This window comes from Paenibacillus sp. PSB04 (assembly GCF_025809195.1).
In the GTDB taxonomy this organism is placed as follows: Bacteria; Bacillota; Bacilli; order Paenibacillales; family Paenibacillaceae; genus Paenibacillus_AQ; species Paenibacillus_AQ favisporus.
This window is the reverse complement of record NZ_CP081301.1, coordinates 3,002,471-3,029,202: the sequence shown is the minus strand read 5'-3', so window position 1 is coordinate 3,029,202 and position 26,732 is coordinate 3,002,471. Positions and strand designations below refer to the sequence as shown.

The following is a 26,732-nucleotide window of genomic DNA, read 5'->3' as shown; positions in this document are numbered from 1 at the left end:
CAGAGATAAGATATTTGAGGAGGATCCATGGAAGTTACGCGCATTCTCAAGGAAACGTTGCTCAAATATAGTACAATGTCGAACGCAGAAATCAAGGAGATTCTCATAAAAGAACAAGTATTATACAAGACCGTGGACATCGCTTCCAAAAAACAAGAGCCCGTAAATCATTTCCCTTAACAGCGGAGATTCACGTTTAATCTCTCTCATTATTGGACGTCTGCTTCTTCCTTCTCATGCACGCGTTCCTTCTCCCACGCCTCGAACCAGGCTGAGATCTCTTTACTGGGAGCCATATCGTAGTCTTCCAAGAAAACCGATGTCATCTGCTGGTACAGCCGGCGGACTCCGACCCGTTGGTTGAGGGAGGCATACAGCTTCATTAATCCTTCGTACCCCTCTTCCCTGTAAGGCATTTTTCGGATCATTTCCTGATACAATCCGATCGCTTCCGCATGCTGTTCGAGGCCAGCACAGCATTCGGCGATTCTCTTCGCATGGTCAAACCAGAGCAGCCGGGTCCGCTCTTGTTCGGGCTCTGCCCACCCGTACCCGTGTTCATCCAGAAAATCACCAGGGTACTTATCCATGATGGCGATATGCTCCGGAAGGCTTTCAGGCGCCACTGGCGGGGCGCCGCGCAGATCTTTTTCCCATTCCTCGATATCCAGTGTCACATTGCCGAATTCAAGCCGGTACCCTTCATCCTGAAACTTGATATGTAGATCCATGCCGCTCGTCTTAATCGTTTTCCTAATTTGATAGATGGCCGTGTGAAGCTGTGTTGTCGCTCTCTTCAGGTTAAAATCCGGCCATAACAGGTCGATCAGGGTTTGCTTGCTTACGGTTTTATTCCGGTAATAGATCAGGTATGCAAACAACTCCGGTGCTTTCAGGGTTCTCCAGGAAAAAGAATGGGGCTTGCCGTCGGCGGATCGAAAGTGCAGGTTTTTCAGACAGCAAAGCATCATATGGTTTACGGATCGTCCCTCTTCCGTAGGGGCACCTTCCGGCGGTGAGGAAGCCACCCGTTTCATCGTGACAGCCAGTCTATCGGGATGAATCGGTTTTAGTAAATAGTCCAGCGCGTTAATCTCAAAAGCTTTTATAGCAAACTCCTGATAGGCCGTTACAAACACAACCTCCAGACCAGGATACATGGCGAGCAAGCGGTCAGCCAGCTCAAAACCCGTCATTTCCGGCATATCGATATCCAGAAAGGCAAGGTCCGGGGCGTCCTCTGCCGCTGCATCCAGCGCTTGAAGAGGGCTTTGGAAGGCTCGGACAGTCAGCGGCTCCAGATTTACGCCTTCCAGCGACTGCAGGAGCCGTTCCATTTTCTTCAAAGCAAGATATTCGTCATCAACAAGAATAATCTTCAAGGTCTATGCGTTCTCCTTTCAGGCCATTTCGAACATGCCGTCTTCCAATGATGCGATTTTGTGCTGGAGTCAGATCATGTACGACAATACCGCAAGCAGCCCCGCAAAAAAGCTTCATCACAGAGCTGCTCCACGATTACCCAATTCGAGAGTATCATTAATTCGGCATCGATTCAATTCGTTTAGTAAATTAGTGAATTTAAGTACGGAGGACAAACAACCTTTAACTGTAGAACGCGATATTGATCAATTTTATAATTAAAGCAATGACGACAAGAAATGACGAGGTATACGCGAGTTGGTTCAGTTTTTGATCTTCTGCGGACTGCCGGCGCCTCTTTTTCGGACGAAGCTTTCTTTTGGCGTCATTTCTTTTGGTGTCATTTCTTTTGGTGTCATTCCTTTTGGTGAGTCTCCTTGTGGTGAGGTTCCTTTTGGACATATTGGAAATCCTCCATTATCTGAGGTGTCACGCTGTAAAGGCTGTGCCGGCGGTCTTCACGCTCAGCACCTTATTCTACTTATATGTAGATGAAAGGACAATGGGAACTATCCGTGTCCTCTCATGATCATTTTTCTCGTTACCCGCAGGTTTGAACGCAAAAAAGCAGGGCTTCCAATGAGCTTCGCCTGCTTCGATGGGCCGGTGCAAGTCAGGATCCCTGCTTCTCTATAAACTCCGCCAGCCGGCGGTAGATTCCGACGATCTCCTCCATCGGCATCCGCACGAGCCCGCTTGAGCTGGGGGCCACAAACTCATGGATTTCCGGGATGACGGGGTCCGGCTGAAATCCCCAATCCACTTTGGAGCGCCGGCTGTATTCCGTGTACACGCCTTTGCCGACAAAACAGGCGATCCGCGGCAGGTACTGCCGCAGTTTTCCCCGGAGAATCTCCCTTCCCTCCGCGTACTCCTGCCGCTCGATATCGTCCACGCCCCGGGTTGGTCTTGCCACAATATTCGTGAAACCGTAGCCGAGCTTCAGAAGGTCCTGGTCCTCCGAAGCATCGTACAGTCTCGGCGTCAGCCCTGAACGGTGCAAAATACGGTAAAAATTGTTCCGCGGGTTAGCGTAATGGTGCCCGGTTTCTCCGGACTGCAGGCTGGGATTAAAGCCGATAAACAGGATGGACAAGCCATCATCGAGATGATCTGGTACCTCGGGCATCCTCATCCCCTCCTTTATTTCCGGTTAATACAATTTATCCGATGTCGCTTTGGCCGTGATCTCCCGGTACTTCAGCGCTTCATCCTTCATTCGCAAAGATACGGCGACGTTCAGCATGTCGATGACGGCCAGCTGGGACATTTTCGCCGACAAAGAGCTTCCCTGAAGCGGATTCTCCCGGCCTACCATAATCAGCACGATGTCCGCTACCTTCGTAATCGGGGAACGGGCGTTGCTCGTAATCGCAATAATGCGGGCACCCGCCTTTTTTGCCAAATTCAAATTGTCGATCGTATCCTTGGTGCTGCCCGAGATGGACAAGCCTACGGCTACGTCGCTGCTCGTCATAAGCGAAGCGCCCATCGCCTGAAAATGGGTATCCGCAACCGCCGTACTCCGCTTGCCGATCCGGGCAAAGCTGTGGGCCCCCTGCATCGCCGTCAGGCCCGAAGACCCCACGCCAAAAAAGTGGATGGACGATGCGCTTAACAGGCACTCAATCGCCTTGCTCAGCTGCTCCCCATTGATCAGCTCGCGCGTCTGGTCGAGGGTCTGGATGTGCGTACCGATAATTTTCTGGCTGAGCGTGACCGCGTCGTCATCCTCGGAAATCTCTTTATGAATATGGTCCGTTGGCTTCACCAGATCCTGCGCCAAAGACAGCTTGAAGTCCTGAAAGCCTTGAAACTTCAGCTTGCGGCAGAAGCGGAGCACTGTCGTTTCCCCGACATCCGCCTTCTCGGCGAGCTCTGTCACCGATTCGTAGATAATATCCTGGGCATGCTCCAAAATGTACTGGGCCACCTTCTGCTCGGTTTTCGTCAGTCCGTTCAGATGGCTGCGGATGCTCAGCAGGGTCTTTCCCATTTCCTGCACCATGGACACTTGTATCTTCCCCTTCCTCTTTTAAGCCGGTTCGCGGTTATTAACCTGCATGCATTTTAGGAGATAAATTCCCAAATCATAAATAATGGAGGTTAATTTCTCCAACAACAATACAATTTTATTGTATAGGCAAAAAAAGAGGATTGCAAGCCGAGGGGATGACGGAAGGGGCATGCACTAAAGGGCACCTTCATTCAGCGCATGGACCAGTACACTAACGGAATATCCTTGATCCCACAGCCACGGCACCAGGCGGCTCCCAACGCGGCCGGTTGCTCCCGTTATCAAAATTTTCATGTCATGACTCCTTTGCGTCGATATAATATAGATACATCTATCGGATTAAAAAGGGTTACCATCCCTTAACCAAGCAGCATATTCGGCAATCGCCAGGTCCAGGGAATACCTGGGCTGCCATCCAAGCTCCTTATATATCCGGGAAATGTCCATGGCAGGATACTGCGGTCCGTCTCCCTTCCCGGGGCGCAGCTCCAGTCTCGTGTCCGGTACGACCCGCAGAATGGCTTCGACCATCTGTTTATGGGTCGTTACCTGCCCGGTTCCGATGTTGTAGACGGAATGGGCCAGAGACGGGGCCGTCTGCAGCCGGGCCAATGCCTCAGCCGTGTCCGTGACATAGGCCACGTCCATGCCTTCTTCTTCGTAGGGGAGCAGTCCTCCCCGCAAATAAGACGACAGTGGTAAGCCATTAACGGCCGCGTGGACGGCCTGGGCCGGGAGGAAGTACAGTCCGCGGGCCAGCGGGCCGAAGGCGGAAAAGCGAGCGCTGACCACCTCTAGTCCGGCTTGCCGGGAATAAAAATCGCCTATCGTCTCCGTCACTTTCTTGTAAGCTGTCATCGGATAGGGAGCCTGTACCGGCAAAGCGTCGTCCTCCCGCCACAGCGGCATCTCCACTCCCGCGTAGACCGCGATGGAACTGGCAAGGACGACACGCCTCACCTCTAACCGGCTGCCGCACTCCAGAACATGGAGCAGGCTTTGCACGGTTTGCTGCGTCCCCTCTGCGGGCGGCACGTTCATACGGGGAGACGCCAGATGCATAAGCCCGGTGACCGCGTGCTTTTTTCCTGCTCCCAGCAGGGATTCTGCTTGAAGCACCTCCACCGTTTCGATAAACAGCCTTTTGTTCAAATAAGGGACAAGAAAAGACGGCAGACGATCCTCCCGATAACGGGTAATGATAACGTCTTCGCCGAGATCAAGGAGGGAGCGGGCCGCATGGAGGCCGATAAACCCCATCCCTCCGGTAATCATGATCATATGCTTGATTCCTCCTTACAGTCGTAACGCCGCCGGGCCCTATCCCGGATCGATACATCCAGCTAGGCATCCGGAAGGCCGTTCTCCAACATTATGAATCATTCAAAAAAGCACTGCCCTCCTGTGCGTAACGTACCATTGGCAGTGTCAGGATAAGGAGGTTTTGCTGCATGAATGAAGCATCGGCCGGATTCACATTGGGCGCGTTTTTGCGCGCACGCCGGGAGCAGCTGCATCCATCGGAAGTGGGCCTGCCCTCGCTGGGCAGACGCCGGACCCCGGGACTCCGCCGCGAAGAAGTGGCTCAGCTCGCGCATATCGGTATATCATGGTATACCGCTCTCGAGCAGGGCAGGCAGACAAATCCCTCCGTCCAGGTGCTGGACAGCCTGGCCCGGGCATTAAATCTGAATGAATATGAGCGGCAGTATATGCATCGACTTGTCAAAGCGCAGGATTCCGCGGGAACGAAGGAAGCACTGCTCCTGCCTGCCGGGCTGGAGAGAACGGTCCGGTCTCTAGACCCGAATCCGGCGCTGGTCATAGACCGAAAATGGGATCTGCTCGTATGGAACCGCGCCGCCGAGCTCGTATTCGATCTGCCCGTGTTCACGGACCATACCGCCAGGCCAAACTGGCTGATACGGTTCCTGACTGAATCCACCCGGCGCATGAACGAAGCGGAGCGGGACGAGAAGGTGCAGGTCATGATTGCAAGGTTCCGGGCGGATTGTGCCCGCTACCCGGGAGATCCCGATGTGCAGGCGCTTATTCAGGAGCTGCTGGAAACGAGTGAACCGTTCCGGTTCTACTGGGGCCGCCAGGACATCAGCCAGGCATCGGATTGCTATAAACGGTGGGAGGTTGCCGGGATCGGCCTCCTGGAATTCGAGTATATCAACCTCCAGCCTTCGGGGAGTCCGGATTTGCAGCTGATGGTGTATACGGCAAGTCCGGCCGCTTATGAGCGGCTGGGGGAGATGGTGCGGGGAAGAAGCAAATGAATATGGGGTATAAAAGAGCACCCAAATGAGTTTGGGTGCTCTTCAAGTTATGGATTAGATGGTAATGGCTGTGCTGGCCAGTTGACCTGGTACTTGAGTAGATCAGAGTAACTGTTGCTGCCTTGCTTCATAACTAAGTAGAGGTAGTAAGGCGATTCAGCAGGTGGTATGGAGAATATTTCAAATGACCCCATCCCCGAGCTGGCTTTTCTTGCATCGGATAAGGGCTTTTTCTGAACGGCATTAAGGATGACCTCATCCATACTGAGTTTTTCCGACGAATCCAGCGTAAAGAAAAGCTCGGCTTCTTCAAGTGGGTTGGGAGCATCGTACATAACATACCCTGATAAAGCCCCTTTATTATCTGCGCCTTCCGGTATGATAATTGGCGGAGGGTTCACCAAACTAATTTTAAACCTCGTCTCCATCTCCTGCTTCTTCACTTGAGATAAAAGACCCTCTGTATTCTCCGCCGCAACAAATACTTTGTACTTGGTCTTAGGGGAAAGATTACTCAGCAAAATGGTTGTTTTCGTGCTCTCCGAGGTTGATGTCACATCCACATTTCCGCTGATCGATGCAGGATGGGCTGCCTTATAGTTCTTTACCTCCTCAGCCGTCAGCTCAGCAGGCGCATCCACCGACGGAATGACCACATAGTAGAGCTTTTTGGCATTCTTCGTAATCGGCTGAACCTTTACTGATTCGGAAGTCAAATCCGCAAGCCCAATCTCCTCCACTACCGCTGCGGGGTTCTCCACTACTGGCGGTTCAGGGTCGGGCGAAGGCGTGCTGGCCGGAGGTGAATATACCGGGGCAGGCTCTACGACAGGCTTTGGCTTCAGCGTAAGCGTGGATTGAAACGTTTCTCCTGTGCTAGCGGCGCTTAGCGTTGCCTTCACCTGAATTTCTGACGAAGTATCTGCGACGAGCCGGGCATAGGTTTGAGCTGAATCACTTGAAGATACCGATATGCCGCTAAATTTCAATTGACTCTTTTCCGAAGTCACGCTGATATACTTTGTTAAAGTTTCCAGGTCACGAATTGGAGTCCCATACTGATTGTATGCCGTAAAGTTCCAATACGCTTGCTCGCTGCTCATGATCGAGTCGGTTGCTTTGCCCGAGGCGTCCGTGATCCCTTTCGATTCCAGCTTTCCTACGATTGCCGTATCTCCGATGGTAAAGATGCGGGTCTGTGCGACACCTCCATTCGGTTCAATGACGGAAACGGTAAACCGGTCACCTCTTCTCATGGCTGAGTTGTTCATGTGGACCAGTACGGTGGGTTCCCCTTTGACCGTCGTTAAATCTTCGGAAGAAGAAATGTCAAAGTCGTCGGCGGTCAGATCCATAGTTTCCCCAAATTGGTTTAACGGAGCAAAATGAACAGGAATCTCTTTGGCCCAGGCGACCGTATCGCTGGGATCGGTAAATTTGATGCTGGCGAGCCTTTCCGCATGGGTAGATGTAGAACCCTGCGTATACTTCTCATCGATCGGCCCAGTTCCGGTCAATGTGATGTCATATGAGTCCTCTTCCAGCTTGCGGTCCAAGATGAGGGTCGCTTTTGTCCCGCTCCATTCCACCGCCTTAACGGTTACTTCGCCATACTTTTTACTGACGACTTTAAAGGACAGCTCTTCATTCGTTCTGTAACGGCTGAGATTTACCTGAAGGCGGCTCGCCCCCGTCTGCTCGACGCTGTAGACTCGAAACGGTTGAGTATTGCCATAGTGATATGTTCCGCTATTGGACAAACCGTCAATCAAGTCATCGCGGGTTGCAGAACCGTTAAAGTCGTTTGCAGATCCATCCAGCAATTTAAGCTGAAGCGCCAAGGCTACATATCCTTTTGCCCAATCCGATACCGTATCACTCGAAACACCAGGCGTTGATTTTGCCTCCGCTTCTTTCCCCAGTCCCCGAATAAGAAAAGCGGCCAGCTGCTCCTTCGTTACCATCCCTGCCGGATTATACGTGCCGTCGGCGTTCCCCGTGGTAATCCCCGCCTGCTTGAGGGCTTCGATGTAAGGCAGCGCATATCCGTTGCCGGGATCATCGGCCACAACGTCATTAAATGATGATTTCGTCAAGCTGTCATCGACCTTGAGATTCAAAATCAGCGCCAGCACCTTGGCGAACTGGGCCCTTGTAAGCGTGTCGTTAAGTCCAAAACGATCCTCGGAGACCCCCTGAAAAACGCCTGCCTGGATCAAGGTTTCCAGTTTTGCTTTGGTCGCGATGTCCACTCCCTGCAGATCGGTGAAATCATCGACGGTTTTGGCCAGTGCGCCTGTCGGCAGAGCGGCAGCCATAAACACGCCAAGTGCCGTCACTACGGTTAAAGCTTTGCGTACCATGTTCGTTCCCCCAATTTTAATTAAAACGGTCATTTGAAAAATCAATTTTAATCGTTCGCGATACCCGCGCCAAATTCCTTCCATCCCACCCTCCTTACCATAAATATTCCGCAGAGCACGTGATACAACCACAAGAAAAGGGCCTCCGGCTGTCCCGAAAGGCCCTCTTACGGTTTGTCTCCGTCACTCCCAAGCTCCCCGCTCACCACTGTATAGGGCTCCTAAACTCAAACCTTTAGTCCTCCCCTGCTTCCGGCAGCTCCGCCTCCGGCTCGTGCTTAATGACCTCGATTTCCCGGATCATCGGTCCTTCCATGCGCCGAATGGCAAATTCGCAGTCGTCCTGCCGGATGACGTCCCCTTCGGCAAGATCGAACTTTTGCGACAGCAGCCAGCCGCCGATCGTATACACTTCATCCCCCGCCGGGATATTGGTCCCCAGCTTTTTGTTCACATCATGGATGAGCGCTTGCGGCTGAAAGCGGTAGCGGTTGCCCTCCAGCTTCGTGATCAGCAGAGATCCCGCTGGCTGCGGGCCGCCGGAACCCGAAGGAATATCTCCCACAATCTCCTCCAGGATATCCTCCAGAGTGACCAGACCCGACGTTCCCCCGTACTCGTCCATCAGCACCGCCATATTGATGCCCGCCTTCTGCATCTGAGCCAGCAAATCTCTCGCCTGAACGGTTTCTATCACCTGCAGAACCGGACGGATAAAAGGCGTAATCTTCTCGTCTTCGCCGGTTACGCGCCGGACGACTTGATGCAGCATTTCCTTGACGTGGATAATCCCGGTTACGCGGTCCTTATCGCCATCCACTGCAACCGGCAGATAATTGAACGTTTTGCTCTCGATGACACCCAGGACATCCCGTACCGTAGCATCGTGGGAGACGTAACGGATAGAAGTCCGCGGCACCATGATTTCCCGTGCGTCCCGTTCGTCGAAATCAAAGACGTTGTTGAGGTAGCGGTACTCGGTCGGCGTAATTTCGCCGCTGCGATACCCTTCGGTGAGCGCAAAACGAAGCTCTGCTTCGCTTAACGCAGCGTCTTCCTCCGATATGGGCTTAACCCCGAAGATGCCGGTAATGAAGCGCGAGGAACGGCTCAGAATCCAGTTGAAGGGATACGTGATTTTGTAAAAAATAATCAGCGGACGGGCGAAAAACAATGCCATCGGTTCAGCGATCTGGATCGCAAAGCTTTTCGGCACGAGTTCCCCGATCACAACCTCAAAGTAGGTCAGGATCAAAAAGGCGATAATGAACGACACGATGCTCTCCACCGACTCGGGTGTATGCATGAGTTCAAACAGCGGATGGATCATTCGCTCCACGGTGGATTCCCCCAGCCAGCCGAGAGCCATCGAGGTCAGCGTCGTTCCGAGCTGGCAGGCGGACAGAAACTCGTCCAGGCGGGATATGATATGTTTGACCGCGCGGGCATTTTTATTGCCTTCGGTCACCAATTGGTTAATGCGGGACACTCTGACCCGGATCACCGAATATTCGGAGGCAACGAAGAACGCGGTTAATGCGATGAGCAGAATAACGAATATGATTTTCACAATTTCCACAGCATTTCCTTACCCTGCGCCTTGGGCGGGCGGTGAGCGGCCAGGATAAGGAGCACCTCCTTTATGTTCGACGGATGAATAATCTCTTGGAATGTATATACCCAATTTTGAGGAGGAACACATGGGCTTAGGATGGATGATGCGGGGATGAATATACCCGGACTTCGACTTTTGGAGCGTGGGAACAGGCCGTTACTTCGACTTTTGGAGCGTGGGAACAGGCTGTGACTTCGACTTTTGGCGCGTGGAACAGGCCGTAACTTCAACTTTTGGAGCGTGGGAGGAACGGGCATTGGGCTTCAGCCGCTGTTGAATTCGTGTTGTTTGGGATTTTATTAGGTGGTCACAACACGAATTCAAAGGCGGCACGTAAACTTTACGCCTCAATCCCCTTTTCCTCCGGGTGCAACTGTTCAGGGAAACAAACATAAAGAAAAAAGGACTATCAGCGTGCTTAGAAGAAGCCCGCCCCCGTTTTATCGAAAGTTTCTTTTACATGAGGAAGCCTTTATCTCTGTGCTCATACTTCTTCAACCAATAAAAATCCCGACAATTCGTAGAATCGTCGGGATCCCCTACACCGTAAATTTTCTCCGGCACATTTGACACAAACGTCCTTTGAACCACGAATCCTCGCTAAAGCCCTAAATACCTCCCGGTGATCGAGGCGCTGCAATCGATGCTATCTTTCGGTATGCCTTCAAATATCACCTGGCCGCCTTCTTCTCCAGCCCCAGGGCCGAGGTCGATCATCCAGTCAGCCTGACGGATCACCTGCAAATTGTGCTCGATCACGATCAAGGTACTGCCACGTTCCACGAGGCGGTTCATAAGGCCGATCAGGAGCTCGACGTCAGACATATGCAGTCCGGTGGTCGGCTCGTCCAGGACATACAGGGTCCCTTCCCCCTCCAGCTCCGCGGCCAGCTTGGCCCGCTGCAATTCGCCCCCTGATAACGTACTCAGAGGTTGTCCTAAGGTCAAATAACCGAGGCCTACTTCCTTTAATCGTTTGAGCGGCGTTTCAATTTCTTTTTCATGAAACATGTTAAGCGCATCCTCCACGGTCATGGCCAGAACGTCGCTGATGCTTTTCCCGCGAAACCGATAGGACAGGACCTGTTCTGTATAACGCTTTCCTTCGCATGCTTCGCAGATGCTGGAGACCGTATCCATAAAGGCGAGATCGGTAGATATGATCCCCAAGCCCTTACAGTGGGGACAAGCCCCTTCGGAGTTGAAGCTGAACAGCGAAGCGTTCACGCGGTTTTCTTTGGCGAACAAAGTTCTGATCGTGTCGAAGATGTCCGTATAGGTGGCCAAATTGGACCGGTTGGAGGCGTGAATCGCGCCTTGGTCAATGAAAATCGCCTCGGGGTAGTACCTCGGAAGAACCTGACGGATCAGCGTGCTTTTTCCGGATCCCGCTACTCCGGTAACAACGGTCATCACGCCGGCCGGAATTCGAACGCTAATATCTTTGAGATTATTCGTAGTCGCATGCTCGATGGCGAGCCAACCGCCAGGCTTTCTGACCTCCCTTTTGAAGTCGAGGTGACGGTTTAAGTACCCGGCAGTTAATGTCGGGGATGACAACAGCTCATGAAAGCTCCCCTGAAATACGACCTCTCCACCGTGGGTTCCGGCGCGCGGCCCCATTTCAACAATATAGTCGGCAATCTGGATCACATCCGGATCATGCTCAACAATCAGAACGGTGTTGCCTTTATCCCGCAGCTGCTTAAGCAATCGGTTGATTGTGTTGACATCATGCGGATGGAGACCAATGCTGGGCTCGTCAAAAATATACAGCAAATCGGATAAGCTGCTGCCGAGCTGACGCACCATCTTGATCCGCTGCGATTCACCGCCCGACAGGCTGGGCGTTTCGCGATTCATGCTTAAATAGCCAAGGCCTACCGCCAGCAAATTGCCAAGGCGCTTGACAATTTCGTCCGTCACCGTCTGTACTTCAGGCTCGCGGATGGAACGTATAAACCTGATAAGCTCGCTAACCTGCATACCCGCACAATCGGCAATGCTTTTTCCGTCAATTTTACAGGACAACACGCGTGGGTTCAGGCGGCCGCCGCAGCATGCAGCGCACAGCTTCTCGCTCACGATGCGGTCGATCGCCTCCTGATATCTTTTAGCATCTCTCGAATCTTTATAGAGATAAGTACGTTTAATGCGCGGAATAACCCCTTCATAGAGAGACGTCGGCGGCCATCCCTCCGTTGGATTTGGCGGCTTGAACCCGCTTTTATGGAGCAGCGTATCCATCTCCTCATCCGTATAATCCTTCAGCTTTTTGTCGTTATCGAACAGGCCGGTGCAGACATATCTTTTCCACCTGACGTCGCCGGGCATGAAGGTCGGAAACAGAATAGCCCCCTCGTTAAGCGATTTTTCCCTATCGATCAACCGGTCGACGTTGATGTCTTTCACTTTCCCCAAGCCTTCGCAGTCCGGGCACATGCCCTGAGGGTTGTTGAAGGAAAACACGTCGGAATATCCAACGAAAGGAGTACCGATCCGGGAAAATAACAGCCTCAGCAGCGCATAAATATCCGTGACCGTGCCGACGGTAGATCTCGCATTTCCGCCGATCCTTTTTTGATTCATGACGATCACCGCCGGCAAATGCTCAATGGCATCCACCTCCGGTTGCCCATAATGAGGGAGCCGGTTGCGGATGAAGCTGGAGTACGATTCGTTGAATTGCCGCTGCGACTCCGCTGCGATCGTATCGAATACAAGCGCCGATTTGCCGGAGCCGGATACGCCTACAAATACCGTAATCTGCTTTTTGGGGATCGTCACATGAACTCCCTTCAGATTTTTTTCTCTTCCGCCGACGACGCGAATGTCATCTTCTTTGATCATGTGAATTCCTCCTCTTGCGATTTGTATAAAATAGGATATGCTAAAACCATGCCAGAAACTGTCATGGTTAAGTGAAGAGGAGGAGCTTTTGTGAGCAAAGCCAAATTACTATTTGATTTAATCCTGTACGTGAATGCCAAACGCAGTTTTACTGCACAGGATGTCGCGAATGAATTTGGCATTTCTGTCCGAACGGCGCACCGCTATCTTACGGATATTGCCGATATGGGCGTCCCGCTTTATACGGAACCAGGAAGAAGCGGTGGTTACCGGGTACTCCCCAACCGGACACTGCCGCCGATCATGTTTAATGAAGAAGAAGCATTTGCTATCTTTTTTGCTTTTCAGGCATTGAAGTACTATCAATCGCTTCCTTTTGATATTCATATCGATTCCGTCTCCCGCAAGCTGTACGCAAGCCTGCCTGACGATACGAAAAGAAAAATAGACGGCCTGGATTCGGTAATCACCTTTTGGAATCAGAAAAGGACCGTCCCGTCTCCATTTCTAAAGGAAATCATCGAGGCGGCCTCCGCGCACCGCTTGCTTAAAATCGAATATGTGTCGAAGCTGGAAAATACATTGAGGGAAGTGGCTCCGATCGGTATTTACGCCAGCGACGGCTTCTGGTACATGCCCGCGTTCGATCAGGTTCATGGCGAAATCCGGCTGTTTCGTACAGACCGGATCGTGTCCATGGAGCAAACGAAGCAGGCGTTTGAGCCACAGATGGAACTGCCGGACTGGCTCAACCTCAGCACGGCGGTGACGCCGGAGTCGCCCGTCCGTTTATATGTAGAGCTGACCCGTGAAGGCTTGAGACAGTGCCGCAGCCAGCCATGGCTGGAGCCTTATATCGTGGAGGTTAGCCCGGATGAAGGTTACATTGAAAGTGTCATTGATCAGCGCGAGATGGAATTCGTGACCGGCTACTTTTTTCAACTGGGTACGGCCGTTAAAGTCATCGAGCCGCCCGAGCTTGTAGACGGGATTCGTGAGCAGGCGCGGGAGATTCTCCGCCAGTATGCATGAGGCACGACCTTTGACCGGTATCTTTCATATCGGTTGTTCTGTGTCTCTAAATAAAAAGGACCTGCCAGCTCACAGCCGGCAGGGTTTTCGTCATTCTTTATTACCAACAAAATGCCTTCAGGATAATTACCAAAAGAATAAAGAGTACAAGGATAGCACCAACATTATTATGGCAACAGCCATAACCTATTCCTCTAACGTCGCTCATGAAAGTACCTCCTTCATATTGAAGATACTGATATCATATGGGTAAATTCTATATATGTTTAGGCTCTTGCATAATTCATTCATCTTTTTAAAGAAAAAGGCCCGCTCCGAAAGAGCGGGCTGATCTTATTAAGGAGGTTTTATGAGTCTCAGTATAATCTATGTTCTATTTAGGCAACTGGTTCTTAGTAAGGTATAACACACATCAAAAATTGACATCACGCCTTCCACGCGCAAAGCCGACTAGCTTCGCAGAAACATGTTTAACGCAAAAAAAGCCTGCACAGCAGTTTCACACGCTGTACAGGCATTCTTTTGGATTAGAACAGGCTGCGCTGAAAATCGGCGATCGCCTTATATTCCTCTTCCAGGTTGCGTGAAATTTTAATAAAGATCGGCAGCAGCTGATGGTAAATCTGTGCGTTCTCCTTCACCGGCGTATGCTGATGCGTTGATCCGACCATGCCGGAGACGACACTTAGCGAATCGACTTTGCCCATGGCGTACAAGCCGAGCACGACGGCGCCCAGGCAGGAGCTTTCGAAGCTCTCCGGCACGACAACTTCCTGATCGAAGATGTCGGCCATCATTTGGCGCCACAGCGGGGAACGGGAAAATCCGCCGGTGGCGTGGATTTTGGCCGGACGCCCGATGCGTTCCTCCATCGCCAGCAGTACGGTATATAAGTTGAAAATGACGCCTTCAAGGACGGCGCGAATCATATGCTCCTTGCGGTGGTGCATCGTCAGACCGAAGAACGATCCGCGGGCGTCGGGGTTCCAGAGCGGGGCGCGCTCCCCGGTCAAATAAGGGTGGAACAACAGCCCGTCGGATCCCGGATTCACCTGTTCCGCAATCCGTGTCAGCAGGTCGTACGAATCGATACCGAGACGCTTGGCAGTCTCGATCTCAGATGCGGCCATTTCATCATGTACCCATTGGAACAGCATGCCGCCATTGTTGACGGGACCGCCGATCACCCACAGCTTCTCCGTCAGGGCGTAGCAGAAAATGCGGCCCTTCGGATCGGTCGCCGGATGATCGACCACGGTGCGGATTGCTCCGCTGGTACCGATGGTGGCGGCAACGACACCAGGCTCGATCGCATTGACGCCCAGATTGGACAGCACGCCGTCGCTCGCGCCTACGATAAACGGCGTGGATGGATCGAGCCCCATCTCGGCGGCAAACGTCTTATCCAGCCCGTCCATGCGGTAGGTGGTCGGGACAAGCTCGGACAGCTGGCTTGGTGTAATACCGGCAACCTGCAGCGCCTCCTCATCCCAATCCAGCTTGTTCAGGTTCATAAGGCCCGTGCAGGAGGCTATCGAATGGTCGACGACGTACCGGTTGAACAGCTTGGCGAATACGTACTCCTTAATCGAGATAAACTTGGACGTCTTTTCGAAAATGTCCGGATTGTCATGACGCAGCCACATCAATTTGGTCAGCGGGGACATCGGATGGATCGGCGTACCTGTGCGCAGATAAATTTCATGTCCGTTCATATCGTTCTTCAATACTTCGGACCATTTCGCGCTGCGGTTATCCGCCCACGTAATGCAGTTCATCAGCGGCTTCCCGTCCTGGCCGACCGGAATGACGCTGTGCATGGCCGAGCTGAACGAGACGAACATCACCTGCTCCGGGCGGATTCCGCTAGTATCCATCACCTGCTTGACCGAATGGATCACGGCCGTAAATATCAGATCCGGATCCTGCTCGGCGATGGACGATGTCGGTGTCAGCAGCGGATAGCCTTCACTTCCCTTGGCCACAACCTTTCCGTTTTCTTCGAACAGAACGGCCTTGGTGCTCGTCGTTCCAATATCGATTCCGATCATCATATTACTGCTCATGTTTCAACCTTCTTTCTTCTTCACTAGACATATCCTTATACTACCAGACTGAGCACCAGGATGATAATCAATGCAACGATCGACAACAGCGTTTCCATGACGGTCCAGGATTTCAGCGTCTGCGGGACGGACATGTTAAAGAATTCCTTGACCATCCAGAAGCCGGCGTCGTTGACATGCGACAGGACGAGCGAGCCTGCTCCGGTCGCCAGCACGACGAGCTCGACATTGGCTGCCGGGCTCAAGGCAAGCACCGGTGCGACGATCCCCGCGGTCGTGGTCATGGCCACGGTGGCGGAACCGGTTGCAACACGGATGAGTGCGGCCACGAACCATGCAAACAAAATAATGTTGATGTGAGCCGAAGTTGCGATTTGGGCAATGGCGTCACCTACGCCGCTGTTAATGAGCACCTGCTTGAACGCCCCGCCGCCGCCGATGATCAGAATGATCGTGGCTGTCGGCGCCAGACATTCGCTCGTAAACTTGGATATTTGTTCTTTCGTAAATCCTCTGGCGAAGCCAAGGGAGAAGAAAGAAAACACGACCGAAATCAGAAGCGCAATAATTTCGTTACCGATAAATTCGCAGAACAGCGTAAAACCGCTCGAAGCATCCGGGTCAACGATCGAGGCGATCGAACCGATCAGCATCAGGATCACCGGCATCAGAATCGTCAGCAGCGTAATGCCGAAGCCCGGAAGCTTGCGCGTGCTGCTGCTGGAGAACTGCTCCGCCAGCTCAGCAGGCGGCTCGACCTGGATGCGTCTGCCGATCCATTTACCAAAGAGCGGTCCGGCCACGATCGCTGTCGGAATGCCAACAATCAGGGAGTACAGAATCGTTTTCCCCAAATTCGCCTGATAGGCATCAATCGCGATCATCGGGGCCGGGTGAGGCGGCACAAGTCCGTGTACGGTGGACAGACCGGCCAGAATCGGAATACCGATTTGCAGCAGTGACATTTTCGTTTTACGTGCGACGGTAAATATAATCGGGATCAGCAGAATGACGCCGACCTCAAAAAATACCGGAATCCCTACGATAAAGCCGACGATCATCATCGCCCAGTGAACGCGTTTCTCCCCGAACCGGTTCACGAGGGTTGTGGCGATCTGCTCGGCGCCGCCGGATTCGGCCATCATTTTGCCGAGCATCGTGCCGAGACCGATGACGATCGCGATCGTTCCCAGCGTGCCGCCAAGCCCCTTGGTCACGGAATCGATAATATCCATCGATTTCATGCCGGTCAGGAACCCGAGCAGCAGGGCGGACAACAGCAAGGTCACAAACGGATTCCACTTGAATTTGGCAATAAACACAATAAGAAATGCAATGGCGATCAGTGTCCACACAATGAGCGTCCAATTATGGCTCATACCGAATATACTGGACATGGGTTGTCCTCCTTTTGTTCGTACATGATGTTTTTCACATATGATACCCATTATTCCAAGCTTTGATTTCAAATACTTGCATACTTGTCGACAACATGAGGCGGAAGCTGCCCGCAAGCAGCCCCTTTTGGTTCATATTACGGAATGGAAAGGCCGACGAAGCGCTTTAAAAATCCGTCAGGCTGCGGTGCAGCGTCTGGCGCGAATCGGCGAAATACTCCTGTACAAGCTTCTGGATTTCGTCCTCGTCGCCGGAGGCCAGACCGTCCATAATTTTCTGATGCTTGCCGATCACGGACCCGAGCTTTGCTTCCCCTTTGGAAAAAATCTCTTCCGTCGTAATCAGCATGACGGTCATCACGATCGGCCGGATGCTGTTCCATAAATGCAAAATGCGCTTATGGTCCGCTGCCGCAATAATCGCCTCGTGAAAGGATAAGTCCTGATACGAAAATTCGACGGCATCCTGATGCTTGACCGCAAGCTCCATCCGGTCAACGATCCGGCGCAGCGTAACCAGCAGTTGATCCCGGTCCATCTTGGCCAGCCGCTGCTGAACGAAGCTCTCGATCAGGAAGCGGACATCGTACAATTCAACAATATCGGTCAGGCTCAGTCCGACGACGACGGCACCCATCCGTTCGAGCCGGATCAGCCCTTCGCTCGAGAGCGATTTCAAGGCTTCTCTGACGGGGGAACGGCTTGTCCCGAAATCGGCGGCCACCCGGTTCTCTGAAATAATTTCACCCGGCTTGATCCGGCCGCTGATAATCTGCAGCCTCAGCTCGGACGCAATCGACTCTCCCAAGGAAACACCCTGCAGCCAGGATGAAGGATAACGCAGCATGAGACAACTCTCCTAAATCAATGTATGTACAATGACGTACGCTACCGATTCTATCATACAACCGACCGCCGCATCCATGGTGAGGGACCTGCTCTCCGGAAGCCTGCTTCAGCCGCAGACCTTAACGCTCAACCGTTTGACCGGCAGCCGTGTGCCGCAATCCGATTTTTTCCTTTTTTCAAAAGAACCATGCAACAACGAAGAACCGGAATGCGTCTTTTACCACGAAGACCTGTGGTTCTTCGAAAAAGAAACGCTTCCAGTTTGATTGTGCTGTGCTCTAACCTGCCTCTGCCTCCAAGTATACTTGTATACAACTTGTAATCGTCTTTATTTTAAAACAATCCGTGCGATCTGTAAACCGCGTGGATGAAACATCCAGCACACCAAGCTTCGGAAAGGAAGTGATTGAATTTGAAAAAAATCGCCGCCATCCTGCTGCTGTCCATCTGTATCGCCACGGGCTGCGAAAGCCACAAGCCTTCGGCGGAAAACACACCACCGGCTGACCCAATGCCTTCCGGAACGGTCAATTCCACGGACGGAATCAACGAAAAACCTCCCGCCACGGCAGCTGATCCCCCTGCTTCCACCCCTGATGGCGGGAGCCCGCAGCCTACCAGCAGCCACGAGGGCGAAGCCGAAACAGAAACTCCGGGGCGGCTGCAGTCTTCCCAGCTGATGTTCGGCTATTTGGACGCCGCCAGCAGCCGGATTCTTGCAGCCGACCCGGAAGGCAAGCAGCAAACACCGCGGGAGCAGTTTACACAAGCGGTCATCGCGCCGGACGAGCTGGCCGACATCCGCTTCACGAAGCATCAGGCCCGGTCGGATCAGGATAACGGCAGGCAGAACCGGTACAATTTCGACCATGATGAAGGCGATTTGTTCCGCCTCTCTTCCCCGGTAACTCCAGCGGATCCGGACGCAGGCGTCGTTCTCGCACAGAGAGACGCTTTTGCCGGGCATGAATTTCTGCAGGTGGAGCATGCGGAGGGAAGCCTGCCCGAAGAGGCGGCAGCCCGGATCAAGCAAGCCAAAGGCCTGAACATCCACAGCCAGGGGCTTATCGGACAAATCTCCCCTGACGTGCAGCTGGGTATCGTCCAGTACGACAAGGACGGCGGCAAGCCGCTGGCCAGCCTCGTGCTGATCACCCCGGATACGCTGCTGTTTCGCGATTTTGAAGGAACGGATGACCCGAGCTCCACCTGGCGCGTCGACGACGGCGGGCAGATGGACCCGCAGCTGTTCCACGTTTTATTTGTCACCCGTTCCGGGCATGGCTATACGCTTGGGTATGAATGGTGGGGCTCGGAAGGATCGAACCTGGCCGTGCTGCAGCAGGACGGCGGCGCATTTCGCGTCGTGCAGGAGGGCGGCCGCTATACGGCGCCAATGTGACTAGCCCAAGTCCCAGGCCGTATGGATTTTCGGCACATCGCTGATGAGCTGCCTCGTATAGGCGTGCTGCGGGTTCAGGATAATGTCCTCGGCCGGTCCCCTTTCGACGATTTGGCCCTTCTCCATGATGTAGATCGTGTCGCTCACGTAATAAGCGAGCCCCACGTCGTGCGTGATGAAAATAATCGTCATCTCGTTCTCATCCCTCAGCTTCAGCAGCATGTCGAGAATGGTGGACCGGGAACAGGCGTCGACCATTGAGGTGGGCTCATCCGCGATCAGCACCTTGGGGTGAAGCATAAAAATCCGTGCGATCATAAGCCGCTGCATCTGCCCGCCGGACAGCTCGAACGGATACTTGTTGTACAGCTCCTCGAACTTCAGGTTGACGAAAGAGCAGGCCTCTTTCATTTTATTGAACTGCTCATCCTTGGTGAGCTTCAGCCCCTGCAGCCGGATGCAGCTGAGCAGCAGCTTCTCTACCCGCTGGAACAGGTTAAAGGACGAGAACGGGTCCTGAAAAATCGCCTGAATGTCTTTCCAGTACTTTTTTCGGTCGGCATGGCGGCGCAGCACTCTCGGTTGTCCTTTGTAATCGATGCTGCCCCCCGACTCCTTTAAGAGACCCATGATGATTTTGGCAAGGGTGGTTTTGCCGCTGCCGCTCTCGCCGACGATGGAAATGATTTCGCCTTTATGAAAATCGAAGTCCACCGTATCAACGGCGGTCGTTTTAGCCGCCCCGTACCCGAATATTTTCGTAATGCCTCTGCCGCGGATCAACAGGTCACGACTGCTCATTTGCATACCACTCCTTCAGCGTTCCTGTGTCAAAATGGCACCGGTACTGGCGGCCCTCCACTTCCTGCACCGCCACATTGTTTTGCCTGCAAATATCCTGGGCGTAAGAGCACCGCTCGGCAAACCGGCAGCCGGCAGGCACATGCTTCAAATTCGGCGGCGTGCCCGGAATGGCCGCCAGCTTGTGCCCCTTCATCCCCTCCTCCGGAACGATGATGGAACCCATCAGCTTCTTCGTGTACGGATGCAGCGGATCAAAGATCATCTGCTCGGCCGTGCCGCGCTCCACGATTTCTCCCGCGTACATGACCATAATGTCGTCGGTGACGTGGTACAAGAGCGGCAGCTCATGCGTGATGAATACCAGCGAGCGGATGAACTGCTTGTTGAGCAGGTCCTTCATCAGCTTGATGACCGCCTTCTGCGACGTTACGTCCAGCGCAGACGTCGGTTCGTCGGCGATCAGCACCTTCGGATTCAGAATGGTGGAAATCGCAATGACCGTCCGCTGTTTCATGCCCCCGGAGAGCTCATTCGGATACGAGCGCAGCACCTTCGGCGACAGGTTCAGCGTTTCAAAGCGCTCGACGGCCATGTCCCACACCTGCTTCTTGGTCAGCTCTGGCCGGTGCTCCTTCATGATATCCTCAATGAAGCGGATGATCCGCAGCGTCGGATTGAGGGCATTCATGGCCGCCTGGGGAATATACGCGATTTCCCGCCCGGAAATTTGCGTGCGCAGCTGCTCCTTGTTCAGCTTCATAATGTCGCGGCCGTGGATTTGGATCGAACCGCTGCCGTAATGGAGCGGCGGAAAATAAAATCCCATCAGGCTCAGCGCCAGCGTCGACTTGCCGCAGCCGGATTCGCCGGCGATGCCGAGCGTCTTCCCTTCTTCCAGCACGAAATCGACGCCGTCGACGGCAAACACTTTTTCCTTAAGCCGGGTTTTATAATAGGTTTTCAGTCCGCTAACTTCCAGAATGTTTGTAGTCATCGGCCTAGCTCCTTATTTTCGGATTAAAAATTTCGTCCATGCCCGTGTTCATCATATACAACGAGAACGTGATCAGCGCGATTGACAGCGCCGCAGGGATAAACGCCCACCATGCCCCCGCCACCGGCGCCTCGAAGACGAGCGCCCAGTTCATGATGATGCCGAGGGAGATCGTGTTGTACGGCCCGAGCCCCAGCATCGAGATGGAGGCCTCCGACAGTATGCCGGACGCGGTCTGCAGCACAAACGCCATGACGACATAAGACGCGATGTAGGGCAAAATTTCAAAAACGATGATCCGGGGCGTGCTGTGTCCGGAAATTTTGGCGATATGGACATGATCCCGGTTGCGGAGCGAGCTGGTCTGCGCGCGTACGGCCCGGGCCGTCCACGGCCAGCTGGTGATGCCGATAATGATCGCCGTCACGAGCGAGCTGCGCGAGTTGATGCTGACCGAGATAAGGATCAGGATAATAAACGACGGAATGACGATAAAAATGTTCGTGATCGACGTCAGCAAGTTATCCACGATACCGCCGATGTAGCCGGAAGCGAGGCCGATAATGAGTCCGATGGCCGTGGCGAACACGCCTGCGATGAGACCGACCCGGATCGAGGTCTGGATGCCGTACATCAGCTCCAGGAACAGATCCCGCCCGAAATTGTCCGAACCGAGCCACAGCTGCGAACTCGGCGGCTGAAACGCCAGGGCGATCATCTCCAGCGGATCCTTTTTGTTGATCATCGGGAAGATGAGCACCAGCGCCAGCATAACGATGAATATTCCCGCCCCCAGCATGAATTTGGGGGATTTGATGAGAATGTTGAAGGAGTTTTTCATATTACTGGTCCTCCATTTGCGAGGCTTTGATCCGCGGATCGATAAAACCGTAAATGATATCAATCGTAAAGTTAGCCAGCAGAACAGAGAGCGCGATCAGCAGCGTACAGCCGGAAATAAGCGGGTAATCGAGCTGACGGATGGCCGTAAACAGCCAGGTGCCGATGCCCGGATAGCTGAACACGATTTCACAGATGAGCGAACCGCCCACCATCGTGCCGATGGACAAAGCCAGTCCGGTAATTTGGGGAAGCATGGCGTTCCGGAACACATATCTCGAGATGCGCGAATCGCGGATCCCAAGCAGCTTGCTGTACAGCACATAGTCGGCATTCAGCTCGTAAATGGACATTTCCCGCATCCCGATCGCCTGGCCGCCGATGGTGACAAGCACGATCGAGAGGAATGGCAGCGTATGATGGCGGATGACCGAGCCGATAAATTCAAAGCTGAGCTGCGGAATCATTTGAAAATCATACCCTCCGGACAGCGGGAACCACCCCAGCGTCAGGGCGAATACGTACAGCATGATGATGGCCAGCGTAAAAAAGGGAATCGAGTTCACGAACAGGGCTACCGGAAAAATCACCTTGTCGAACACGCCTTTTTTATAGGCGGCCACGGCTCCGAGCACGTTGCCCAGAATCCAGCCTACCAGAATCGCCGGCAGCTGCAGGCCGATCGTCCACGGCACCGCTGAAGCCAGGATGTCCGTCACCTTTTTCGGATACAGGCCGAACGAGGTGCCGAGGTTGCCGGTAAACAGGTTTTGGACATAGATCAGAAACTGCTGCCAGAGCGGCTTGTCAACACCAAACTCCTGAATGAACGTCTCATAGACCCGTTTGATCGTATCGCTGTCCGTCATCCCTTTGGTCATCTGTGAGACGATCATGGCGACGGGATTCCCCTCGATCATGCGCGGAAGGAAAAAATTCAGGGAAACGGCAATGACGAGCGTCACCAGGTACCAGAACAACTTTTTTACGAAATATTTGGCATAGGCATTCAAGAAGGTCCCTCCCTTGATCTTTGGATCGGCGGTGGATGCGTCTTGGAAAAGAGGGCCCGCATGGCGCTCCGGCAGTGCCGGGAGCCTCCCATGCAGGCCGCTTCCTTGGGCTTAGTTGTGGATCTGGTACAGCGCCCGGATGCCCGCCCCGTCCATGGCGATTTGCGGAGGAATGTTGCTTCCGTCTCCGTCGACGGGGAAGCCTTTCCATACCGATTCATTGACCGTATGGAACACCCACGGACGGTACATGAGCGGAATGGACGGAATGTCGGTCAGCCAGATTTTCGTCAAATCCGTGTACAGGGTTTTGAGTTCGGCCTGATCGGTGACGCTCGGAATTTTGTCGATAATTTGGTCGGCCTTGTCGTTTTTGTAACGGCCCCAGTTCCAGAACGCCATTTCGCCGAGCGGAGCCACTTCCTTGGAATACATGATGTCATGCGCTCTGCTCCACGGCTGGCTCGGATTGACGCCGCCCGCAGGCGTGTTCATGATGATGTCGAACTTGCCGGTTTGCAGGTCGTTCGTCCATACCGGCGCTTCCGGGAACTTCGTGCGGATTTCGATGCCGATCGCTTTCGCGCTCTGGGCCACGATCTCCAGCGCCGCATTCCAGTCGGACCAGCCGTACGGGCATTCCACTTCAAATGGCCCGAGGCGGGTGCCGTTCAGCACGCGGATGCCGTCCTTGCCTTTTTTGGCGCCGATGCTGTCGAGCAGCTCGTTGGCCGCCTTGACGTCGGTCGTCCACTGCAGCGATTTGATCGCAGCCTGATCGACGTATTTGGACTCCGCGTCCGTGTTCAGCGTCAGGGACGGCTGCATCGCTGCCGAGTAGCCGCTCATCGCGAGGTCGGAAATTTTCTTGTAATCGATGCTCATCGCGATCGCGCGGCGGACGTCCGGGTTATCCAGCCCTTTTTTCGAGAAATTAAAGAAGATCGACGGCATGGAGCCCGGGACGTAATAAGGGGCGTCTTTCAGATAGGTCTTGATCGGAGCGCCGTTCTTCCACATGTTCCATACCTGCGGGATGAACTGCTGGGAGACGTCCACCTGTCCGCTCTTGAAGGCCAAATCGCCGGCGGCGTTATCCTTATAGATGACGTGCGTAATATATTTCGGAGCAGGCAGCTTGCCGAAGAGCGACTTGCCCCAGTAATTGTCGTCGCGGACAATCGTGATTTTCTGGTCGTTGTAGAAGTAGATTTTGTAAGGGCCGGTGGCTACCGGATTGGCGTTGACTTCCTTGCGGATCGTCGCCAGATCGTTGTTTGACTTCTTCTCGATTTCTTCCCAAATATGCTTGGGCATCATCGGGATCAGCTCGATGCTGTCAAGCACCGTCAGACGGTTCGGGTTGTCTTTGTTCAGCATGATCTTGACCGCATTCGGGCCGTCCGCTGTGACATCCGCAATGTACGCCCAGTAGTTGCTCCAGTTGATGTCGTATTTTTTGCCGAGCTGGTAGGTGTACACAACGTCATCGGACGTAAACGGCTTGCCGTCGCTCCACTTAGCGTCCTTATTCAGCTCGATATGCAATGTCATGTCGTCGGTCCACTCGTATTTGGTGCCGAGCAGCGGCTCAAGCTTGCCGTCCAGCTGATTGATCATAAACAGCGTCTCGTAGACCAGCTCTCTCGAGTTACCATAGTTGATCGGGAAGGCCGGATTGCCGCTCAGCAGGTTGAAGTTGGATGGCGGCCCCCATTGAATTCCGTTAATGTAAAGGGTTTCATTTCTCGGCGTTTCTTTGGCGTCTCCGCTCGTTGCTGGCTGGTTCGCCGCGGGCTCGGTCGTCGCCGGCTCCGTGGCTTTTTCTCCCTGATCGGCCGGCTTGGTTTCCCCTTGCGCCGGCGGCGTCGTCGTTCCCGTTGCGGAAGGCGGCTGCACGGTCTGGCAGCCCGCGATCATCACGGTCGCCGCCACGAAAAGGGCCATGAGCGGCTTGGAAGCTAATTTCAGCTTCATGTAAACTCCCCCATTTCCTCCAATTCACATCTACATAAATTGAACTAAGACAGGGACAGCACTTCGCCTTTAGCTCATTTTATATACATGCAAGCGTGATGCAGATTTCACGTCTTCAGATCGGAAGGTTCGTGCCCCATGGATCCGAAGAAATCAAACCTCTTCATTCCGAGGAAACCGCATACCCCTTCACGAAAAAGTACGGAGCGGGCTGACGGACTCATGCGGCTAAAACGTGTTCTGCAAGCGCTTTCCGTAAAATGTATGAGGGATCGCTTGGAAATGATGACTGATTTATTTTTTAAATGTGCTGAAAAAAAGTTACTGAAATCCTTCGCACGGTTTGCCCTTCCCTTCCAAATAAAAAACGGCCCCTGCCATCAGCAGGAACCGCTTTTCAAACCTATATAAAATTGCGTCTTCAAATCCTGGACTGGCTGCTTGCAAGCTTTAAGCCGCGCTCTTGCGGGAAATCATGAACAGCGCCGCCCAGATCAGGATAAATCCGACCGCTTGGGTTGGCGTCACGACCTGATGAAATACGATCCAGTTGATCAGTACGCTCACCATCGGGAAGCTCAGTTCCGCCAGCGTCGCCACCGATGCTTTCGTCGTTGTCAGCCCTTTATAGTACACCATCAAGCTGAACAGTCCCGGCAGAAGCGCCTGCCCCAGCATGTTGATCGACACTGCAGCCAGCGTTCCCCCGTCGGTATGCACCTGCCAAGGATCTCCCTGATTGATGGTAATCCCGATCAGCAGCGGCAGCGCCAGAATGAAACGCAGTGAAGTCACCGTCTCATACTCCATTTTTCCGACCATCAGACGACCCATGACCGTAGAACCGCCCCACAGTGCCGCGGCACCCAGCGAGAACAAGCTGCCGACCTTGACGAAATCATTCACATGCCCGAACGGAAACGTGAAGCCGAAGGTCAACAAATACGTTCCGGCCAGCGCCACGATGAACAGCCAGGTGAAATGCTTCGGAAGCTTCTCACGCAGCAGCAGTTTGGCCATAAGAATGGCGAAGATCGGCTGCAGCTTCTGCAGCAGAACGACTGCGTTCAAGTTCCCCGAGGACAGTCCCTGCGTAAACAGGATGGTTGCAACGGCCGAGCCGCCCCACGACAGGAAAAGCAGCGCGCCGACATGGCGCAGTTTCAGGCCTTTCAACTCGCTCCGATGTTTCCACAGCATCGGTGCGACGAACAGCACCAGCAAAATATGCTCGATGAGCACGATCTGCGTTGCCGTCATATGTTCTTTGAGCAAAATGATCCGGAACAGCGGATCCGCTCCCCACAATGCTGCACCCAGCACGACCAGCCAAAAGCCGGATTTGCTGCGTTCGGCCTTCCCACTTGCCGCGGGCCGGACCTTGATATTGCTGCTTACATTTTCCATACTCCAGTTCCCCTATCCCTGAATACGGAGTCAACATTGGAAAACCCCCGAGATCGACATCAATCGACACATCGGGGGTTGATCAAATAAGCTTGCGGAAATGTCAAAATTTCGCACATGCCTATTCTTTGATCTTCTCCCATCCGGACTTTACCGTCGGCCCTGGAATTACACCAGGTCAGTCGCCGCCTTATTGCTAAAGCTGCGAGTCGCGGGCTTGACGCCGTCTTTACCACAAGAAGAGACGCTCACCGCCGGTCAGGAATTTCACCTTACCCCGAAGATCCATATTCATTTATTTTTATTTTTTTCATGCAACTTACATTGTTTTCATCATTATAGCATAAATGTATCCAAAAGTGTTTCAGTTTTTTAATAGCTTTTTATTTCCATGGATTA

At 53.3% G+C, this 26,732-nt stretch carries 21 protein-coding genes and 1 riboswitch; of the genes, 4 read left to right on the top strand and 17 right to left on the bottom strand.

All coding sequences use genetic code 11. The annotated features are described in order from the left end of the window. Positions 1-209: 209 nt before the first annotated feature. From K2F33_RS13970 to K2F33_RS13950, 5 genes are all read right to left on the bottom strand, one after another. Positions 210-1,382: a response regulator gene (locus tag K2F33_RS13970; RefSeq protein WP_263882025.1), complete on the bottom strand. Its 1,173-nt coding sequence runs from the start codon at positions 1,380-1,382 to the stop codon at positions 210-212. A 653-nt stretch (positions 1,383-2,035) separates the two neighbouring features. Beyond that, positions 2,036-2,551 (bottom strand): mismatch-specific DNA-glycosylase, encoded by a 516-nt coding sequence (locus tag K2F33_RS13965; protein ID WP_089548523.1) that lies wholly within the window; start codon positions 2,549-2,551, stop codon positions 2,036-2,038. 24 nt (positions 2,552-2,575) lie between these two features. Beyond that, a complete protein-coding gene (locus K2F33_RS13960) occupies positions 2,576-3,430 on the bottom strand; it encodes a MurR/RpiR family transcriptional regulator (RefSeq protein WP_089550357.1) in 855 nt (284 codons plus the stop codon). A 183-nt stretch (positions 3,431-3,613) separates the two neighbouring features. Beyond that, on the bottom strand, positions 3,614-3,733 hold the full coding sequence (locus K2F33_RS13955; protein WP_143811885.1) for an NAD-dependent epimerase/dehydratase family protein: 120 nt from the start codon (positions 3,731-3,733) through the stop codon (positions 3,614-3,616). Positions 3,734-3,778: 45 nt separating this feature from the next. Next, on the bottom strand, positions 3,779-4,720 hold the full coding sequence (locus tag K2F33_RS13950; RefSeq protein ID WP_263882024.1) for an NAD-dependent epimerase/dehydratase family protein: 942 nt from the start codon (positions 4,718-4,720) through the stop codon (positions 3,779-3,781). Between the two features lie 170 nt (positions 4,721-4,890). Here K2F33_RS13950 and K2F33_RS13945 point away from each other — a divergent pair, with 170 nt between their 5' ends. After that, a complete protein-coding gene (locus tag K2F33_RS13945; protein ID WP_263882023.1) occupies positions 4,891-5,724 on the top strand; it encodes a helix-turn-helix transcriptional regulator in 834 nt (277 codons plus the stop codon). A gap of 47 nt (positions 5,725-5,771) precedes the next feature. Here the strand turns inward: K2F33_RS13945 and K2F33_RS13940 are convergent, their stop codons facing one another. The 3 genes from K2F33_RS13940 to K2F33_RS13930 all read right to left on the bottom strand — a co-directional run bounded on the left by K2F33_RS13940 (position 5,772) and on the right by K2F33_RS13930 (position 12,549). Then, positions 5,772-8,171, bottom strand: a complete 2,400-nt coding sequence (locus K2F33_RS13940) for an S-layer homology domain-containing protein (protein WP_263882022.1) — start codon at positions 8,169-8,171, stop codon at positions 5,772-5,774. Positions 8,172-8,322: 151 nt separating this feature from the next. Then, positions 8,323-9,666: a hemolysin family protein gene (locus tag K2F33_RS13935; RefSeq protein ID WP_263882021.1), complete on the bottom strand. Its 1,344-nt coding sequence runs from the start codon at positions 9,664-9,666 to the stop codon at positions 8,323-8,325. A 636-nt stretch (positions 9,667-10,302) separates the two neighbouring features. Further along, the gene (locus tag K2F33_RS13930) at positions 10,303-12,549 is read right to left on the bottom strand and encodes an excinuclease ABC subunit UvrA (protein ID WP_263882356.1); all 2,247 of its coding nucleotides are present in this window, start codon (positions 12,547-12,549) and stop codon (positions 10,303-10,305) included. A 93-nt stretch (positions 12,550-12,642) separates the two neighbouring features. Here K2F33_RS13930 and K2F33_RS13925 point away from each other — a divergent pair, with 93 nt between their 5' ends. Further along, a complete protein-coding gene (locus tag K2F33_RS13925; protein WP_263882020.1) occupies positions 12,643-13,584 on the top strand; it encodes a helix-turn-helix transcriptional regulator in 942 nt (313 codons plus the stop codon). A 527-nt stretch (positions 13,585-14,111) separates the two neighbouring features. Here the strand turns inward: K2F33_RS13925 and gntK are convergent. From gntK to K2F33_RS13905, 3 genes are all read right to left on the bottom strand, one after another. After that, the gene (gene gntK, locus K2F33_RS13915; RefSeq protein ID WP_145141670.1) at positions 14,112-15,650 is read right to left on the bottom strand and encodes a gluconokinase; all 1,539 of its coding nucleotides are present in this window, start codon (positions 15,648-15,650) and stop codon (positions 14,112-14,114) included. A gap of 35 nt (positions 15,651-15,685) precedes the next feature. Then, entirely contained in the window at positions 15,686-17,047 is a 1,362-nt protein-coding gene (locus tag K2F33_RS13910; protein ID WP_076173603.1) for a GntP family permease, read from the bottom strand. Between the two features lie 166 nt (positions 17,048-17,213). Then, positions 17,214-17,891 (bottom strand): GntR family transcriptional regulator, encoded by a 678-nt coding sequence (locus K2F33_RS13905; RefSeq protein ID WP_076173742.1) that lies wholly within the window; start codon positions 17,889-17,891, stop codon positions 17,214-17,216. Positions 17,892-18,308: 417 nt separating this feature from the next. Between K2F33_RS13905 and K2F33_RS13900 the strand changes: the two genes are divergently transcribed. Further along, complete coding sequence (locus tag K2F33_RS13900) at positions 18,309-19,298, top strand: hypothetical protein (RefSeq protein WP_263882019.1); 990 nt, start codon at positions 18,309-18,311, stop codon at positions 19,296-19,298. On the opposite strand, the gene K2F33_RS13895 is transcribed toward K2F33_RS13900, so the two are convergent. The 5 genes from K2F33_RS13895 to K2F33_RS13875 all read right to left on the bottom strand — a co-directional run bounded on the left by K2F33_RS13895 (position 19,299) and on the right by K2F33_RS13875 (position 24,926). Then, complete coding sequence (locus tag K2F33_RS13895; RefSeq protein WP_089548531.1) at positions 19,299-20,099, bottom strand: ABC transporter ATP-binding protein; 801 nt, start codon at positions 20,097-20,099, stop codon at positions 19,299-19,301. Beyond that, positions 20,086-21,096 (bottom strand): ABC transporter ATP-binding protein, encoded by a 1,011-nt coding sequence (locus tag K2F33_RS13890; protein ID WP_089548532.1) that lies wholly within the window; start codon positions 21,094-21,096, stop codon positions 20,086-20,088. Before K2F33_RS13890 ends, K2F33_RS13895 begins: the two co-directional genes overlap by 14 nt. Before the next feature lie 4 nt (positions 21,097-21,100). Further along, entirely contained in the window at positions 21,101-21,937 is an 837-nt protein-coding gene (locus tag K2F33_RS13885; protein ID WP_089548533.1) for an ABC transporter permease, read from the bottom strand. A gap of 1 nt (position 21,938) precedes the next feature. Further along, on the bottom strand, positions 21,939-22,949 hold the full coding sequence (locus K2F33_RS13880; RefSeq protein WP_076173597.1) for an ABC transporter permease: 1,011 nt from the start codon (positions 22,947-22,949) through the stop codon (positions 21,939-21,941). Positions 22,950-23,060: 111 nt separating this feature from the next. Continuing rightward, the gene (locus tag K2F33_RS13875) at positions 23,061-24,926 is read right to left on the bottom strand and encodes an ABC transporter substrate-binding protein (protein ID WP_089548534.1); all 1,866 of its coding nucleotides are present in this window, start codon (positions 24,924-24,926) and stop codon (positions 23,061-23,063) included. Between the two features lie 138 nt (positions 24,927-25,064). Between K2F33_RS13875 and K2F33_RS13870 the strand changes: the two genes are divergently transcribed. Continuing rightward, positions 25,065-25,337, top strand: a complete 273-nt coding sequence (locus K2F33_RS13870; protein WP_076173595.1) for a hypothetical protein — start codon at positions 25,065-25,067, stop codon at positions 25,335-25,337. Positions 25,338-25,376: 39 nt separating this feature from the next. Here the strand turns inward: K2F33_RS13870 and K2F33_RS13865 are convergent, their stop codons facing one another. Next, the gene (locus K2F33_RS13865) at positions 25,377-26,333 is read right to left on the bottom strand and encodes a DMT family transporter (RefSeq protein ID WP_145141660.1); all 957 of its coding nucleotides are present in this window, start codon (positions 26,331-26,333) and stop codon (positions 25,377-25,379) included. A gap of 127 nt (positions 26,334-26,460) precedes the next feature. Then, positions 26,461-26,622, bottom strand: a riboswitch (FMN riboswitch). Positions 26,623-26,732: the final 110 nt, after the last annotated feature.

What these genes read in the sequence shown, in the direction of transcription:
- K2F33_RS13865 (WP_145141660.1), bottom strand. Translation starts at nt 26,333, where the DNA reads ATGGAAAATGTAAGCAGCAATATCAAGGTCCGGCCCGCGGCAAGTGGG.
- K2F33_RS13870 (WP_076173595.1), top strand. Translation starts at nt 25,065, where the DNA reads ATGGATCCGAAGAAATCAAACCTCTTCATTCCGAGGAAACCGCATACC.
- K2F33_RS13945 (WP_263882023.1), top strand. Translation starts at nt 4,891, where the DNA reads ATGAATGAAGCATCGGCCGGATTCACATTGGGCGCGTTTTTGCGCGCA.
- K2F33_RS13875 (WP_089548534.1), bottom strand. Translation starts at nt 24,926, where the DNA reads ATGAAGCTGAAATTAGCTTCCAAGCCGCTCATGGCCCTTTTCGTGGCG.
- K2F33_RS13950 (WP_263882024.1), bottom strand. Translation starts at nt 4,720, where the DNA reads ATGATCATGATTACCGGAGGGATGGGGTTTATCGGCCTCCATGCGGCC.
- K2F33_RS13940 (WP_263882022.1), bottom strand. Translation starts at nt 8,171, where the DNA reads ATGGAAGGAATTTGGCGCGGGTATCGCGAACGATTAAAATTGATTTTT.
- K2F33_RS13890 (WP_089548532.1), bottom strand. Translation starts at nt 21,096, where the DNA reads ATGACTACAAACATTCTGGAAGTTAGCGGACTGAAAACCTATTATAAA.
- gntK (WP_145141670.1), bottom strand. Translation starts at nt 15,650, where the DNA reads ATGAGCAGTAATATGATGATCGGAATCGATATTGGAACGACGAGCACC.
- K2F33_RS13965 (WP_089548523.1), bottom strand. Translation starts at nt 2,551, where the DNA reads ATGCCCGAGGTACCAGATCATCTCGATGATGGCTTGTCCATCCTGTTT.
- K2F33_RS13895 (WP_089548531.1), bottom strand. Translation starts at nt 20,099, where the DNA reads ATGAGCAGTCGTGACCTGTTGATCCGCGGCAGAGGCATTACGAAAATA.
- K2F33_RS13960 (WP_089550357.1), bottom strand. Translation starts at nt 3,430, where the DNA reads ATGGTGCAGGAAATGGGAAAGACCCTGCTGAGCATCCGCAGCCATCTG.
- K2F33_RS13955 (WP_143811885.1), bottom strand. Translation starts at nt 3,733, where the DNA reads ATGAAAATTTTGATAACGGGAGCAACCGGCCGCGTTGGGAGCCGCCTG.
- K2F33_RS13885 (WP_089548533.1), bottom strand. Translation starts at nt 21,937, where the DNA reads ATGAAAAACTCCTTCAACATTCTCATCAAATCCCCCAAATTCATGCTG.
- K2F33_RS13910 (WP_076173603.1), bottom strand. Translation starts at nt 17,047, where the DNA reads ATGTCCAGTATATTCGGTATGAGCCATAATTGGACGCTCATTGTGTGG.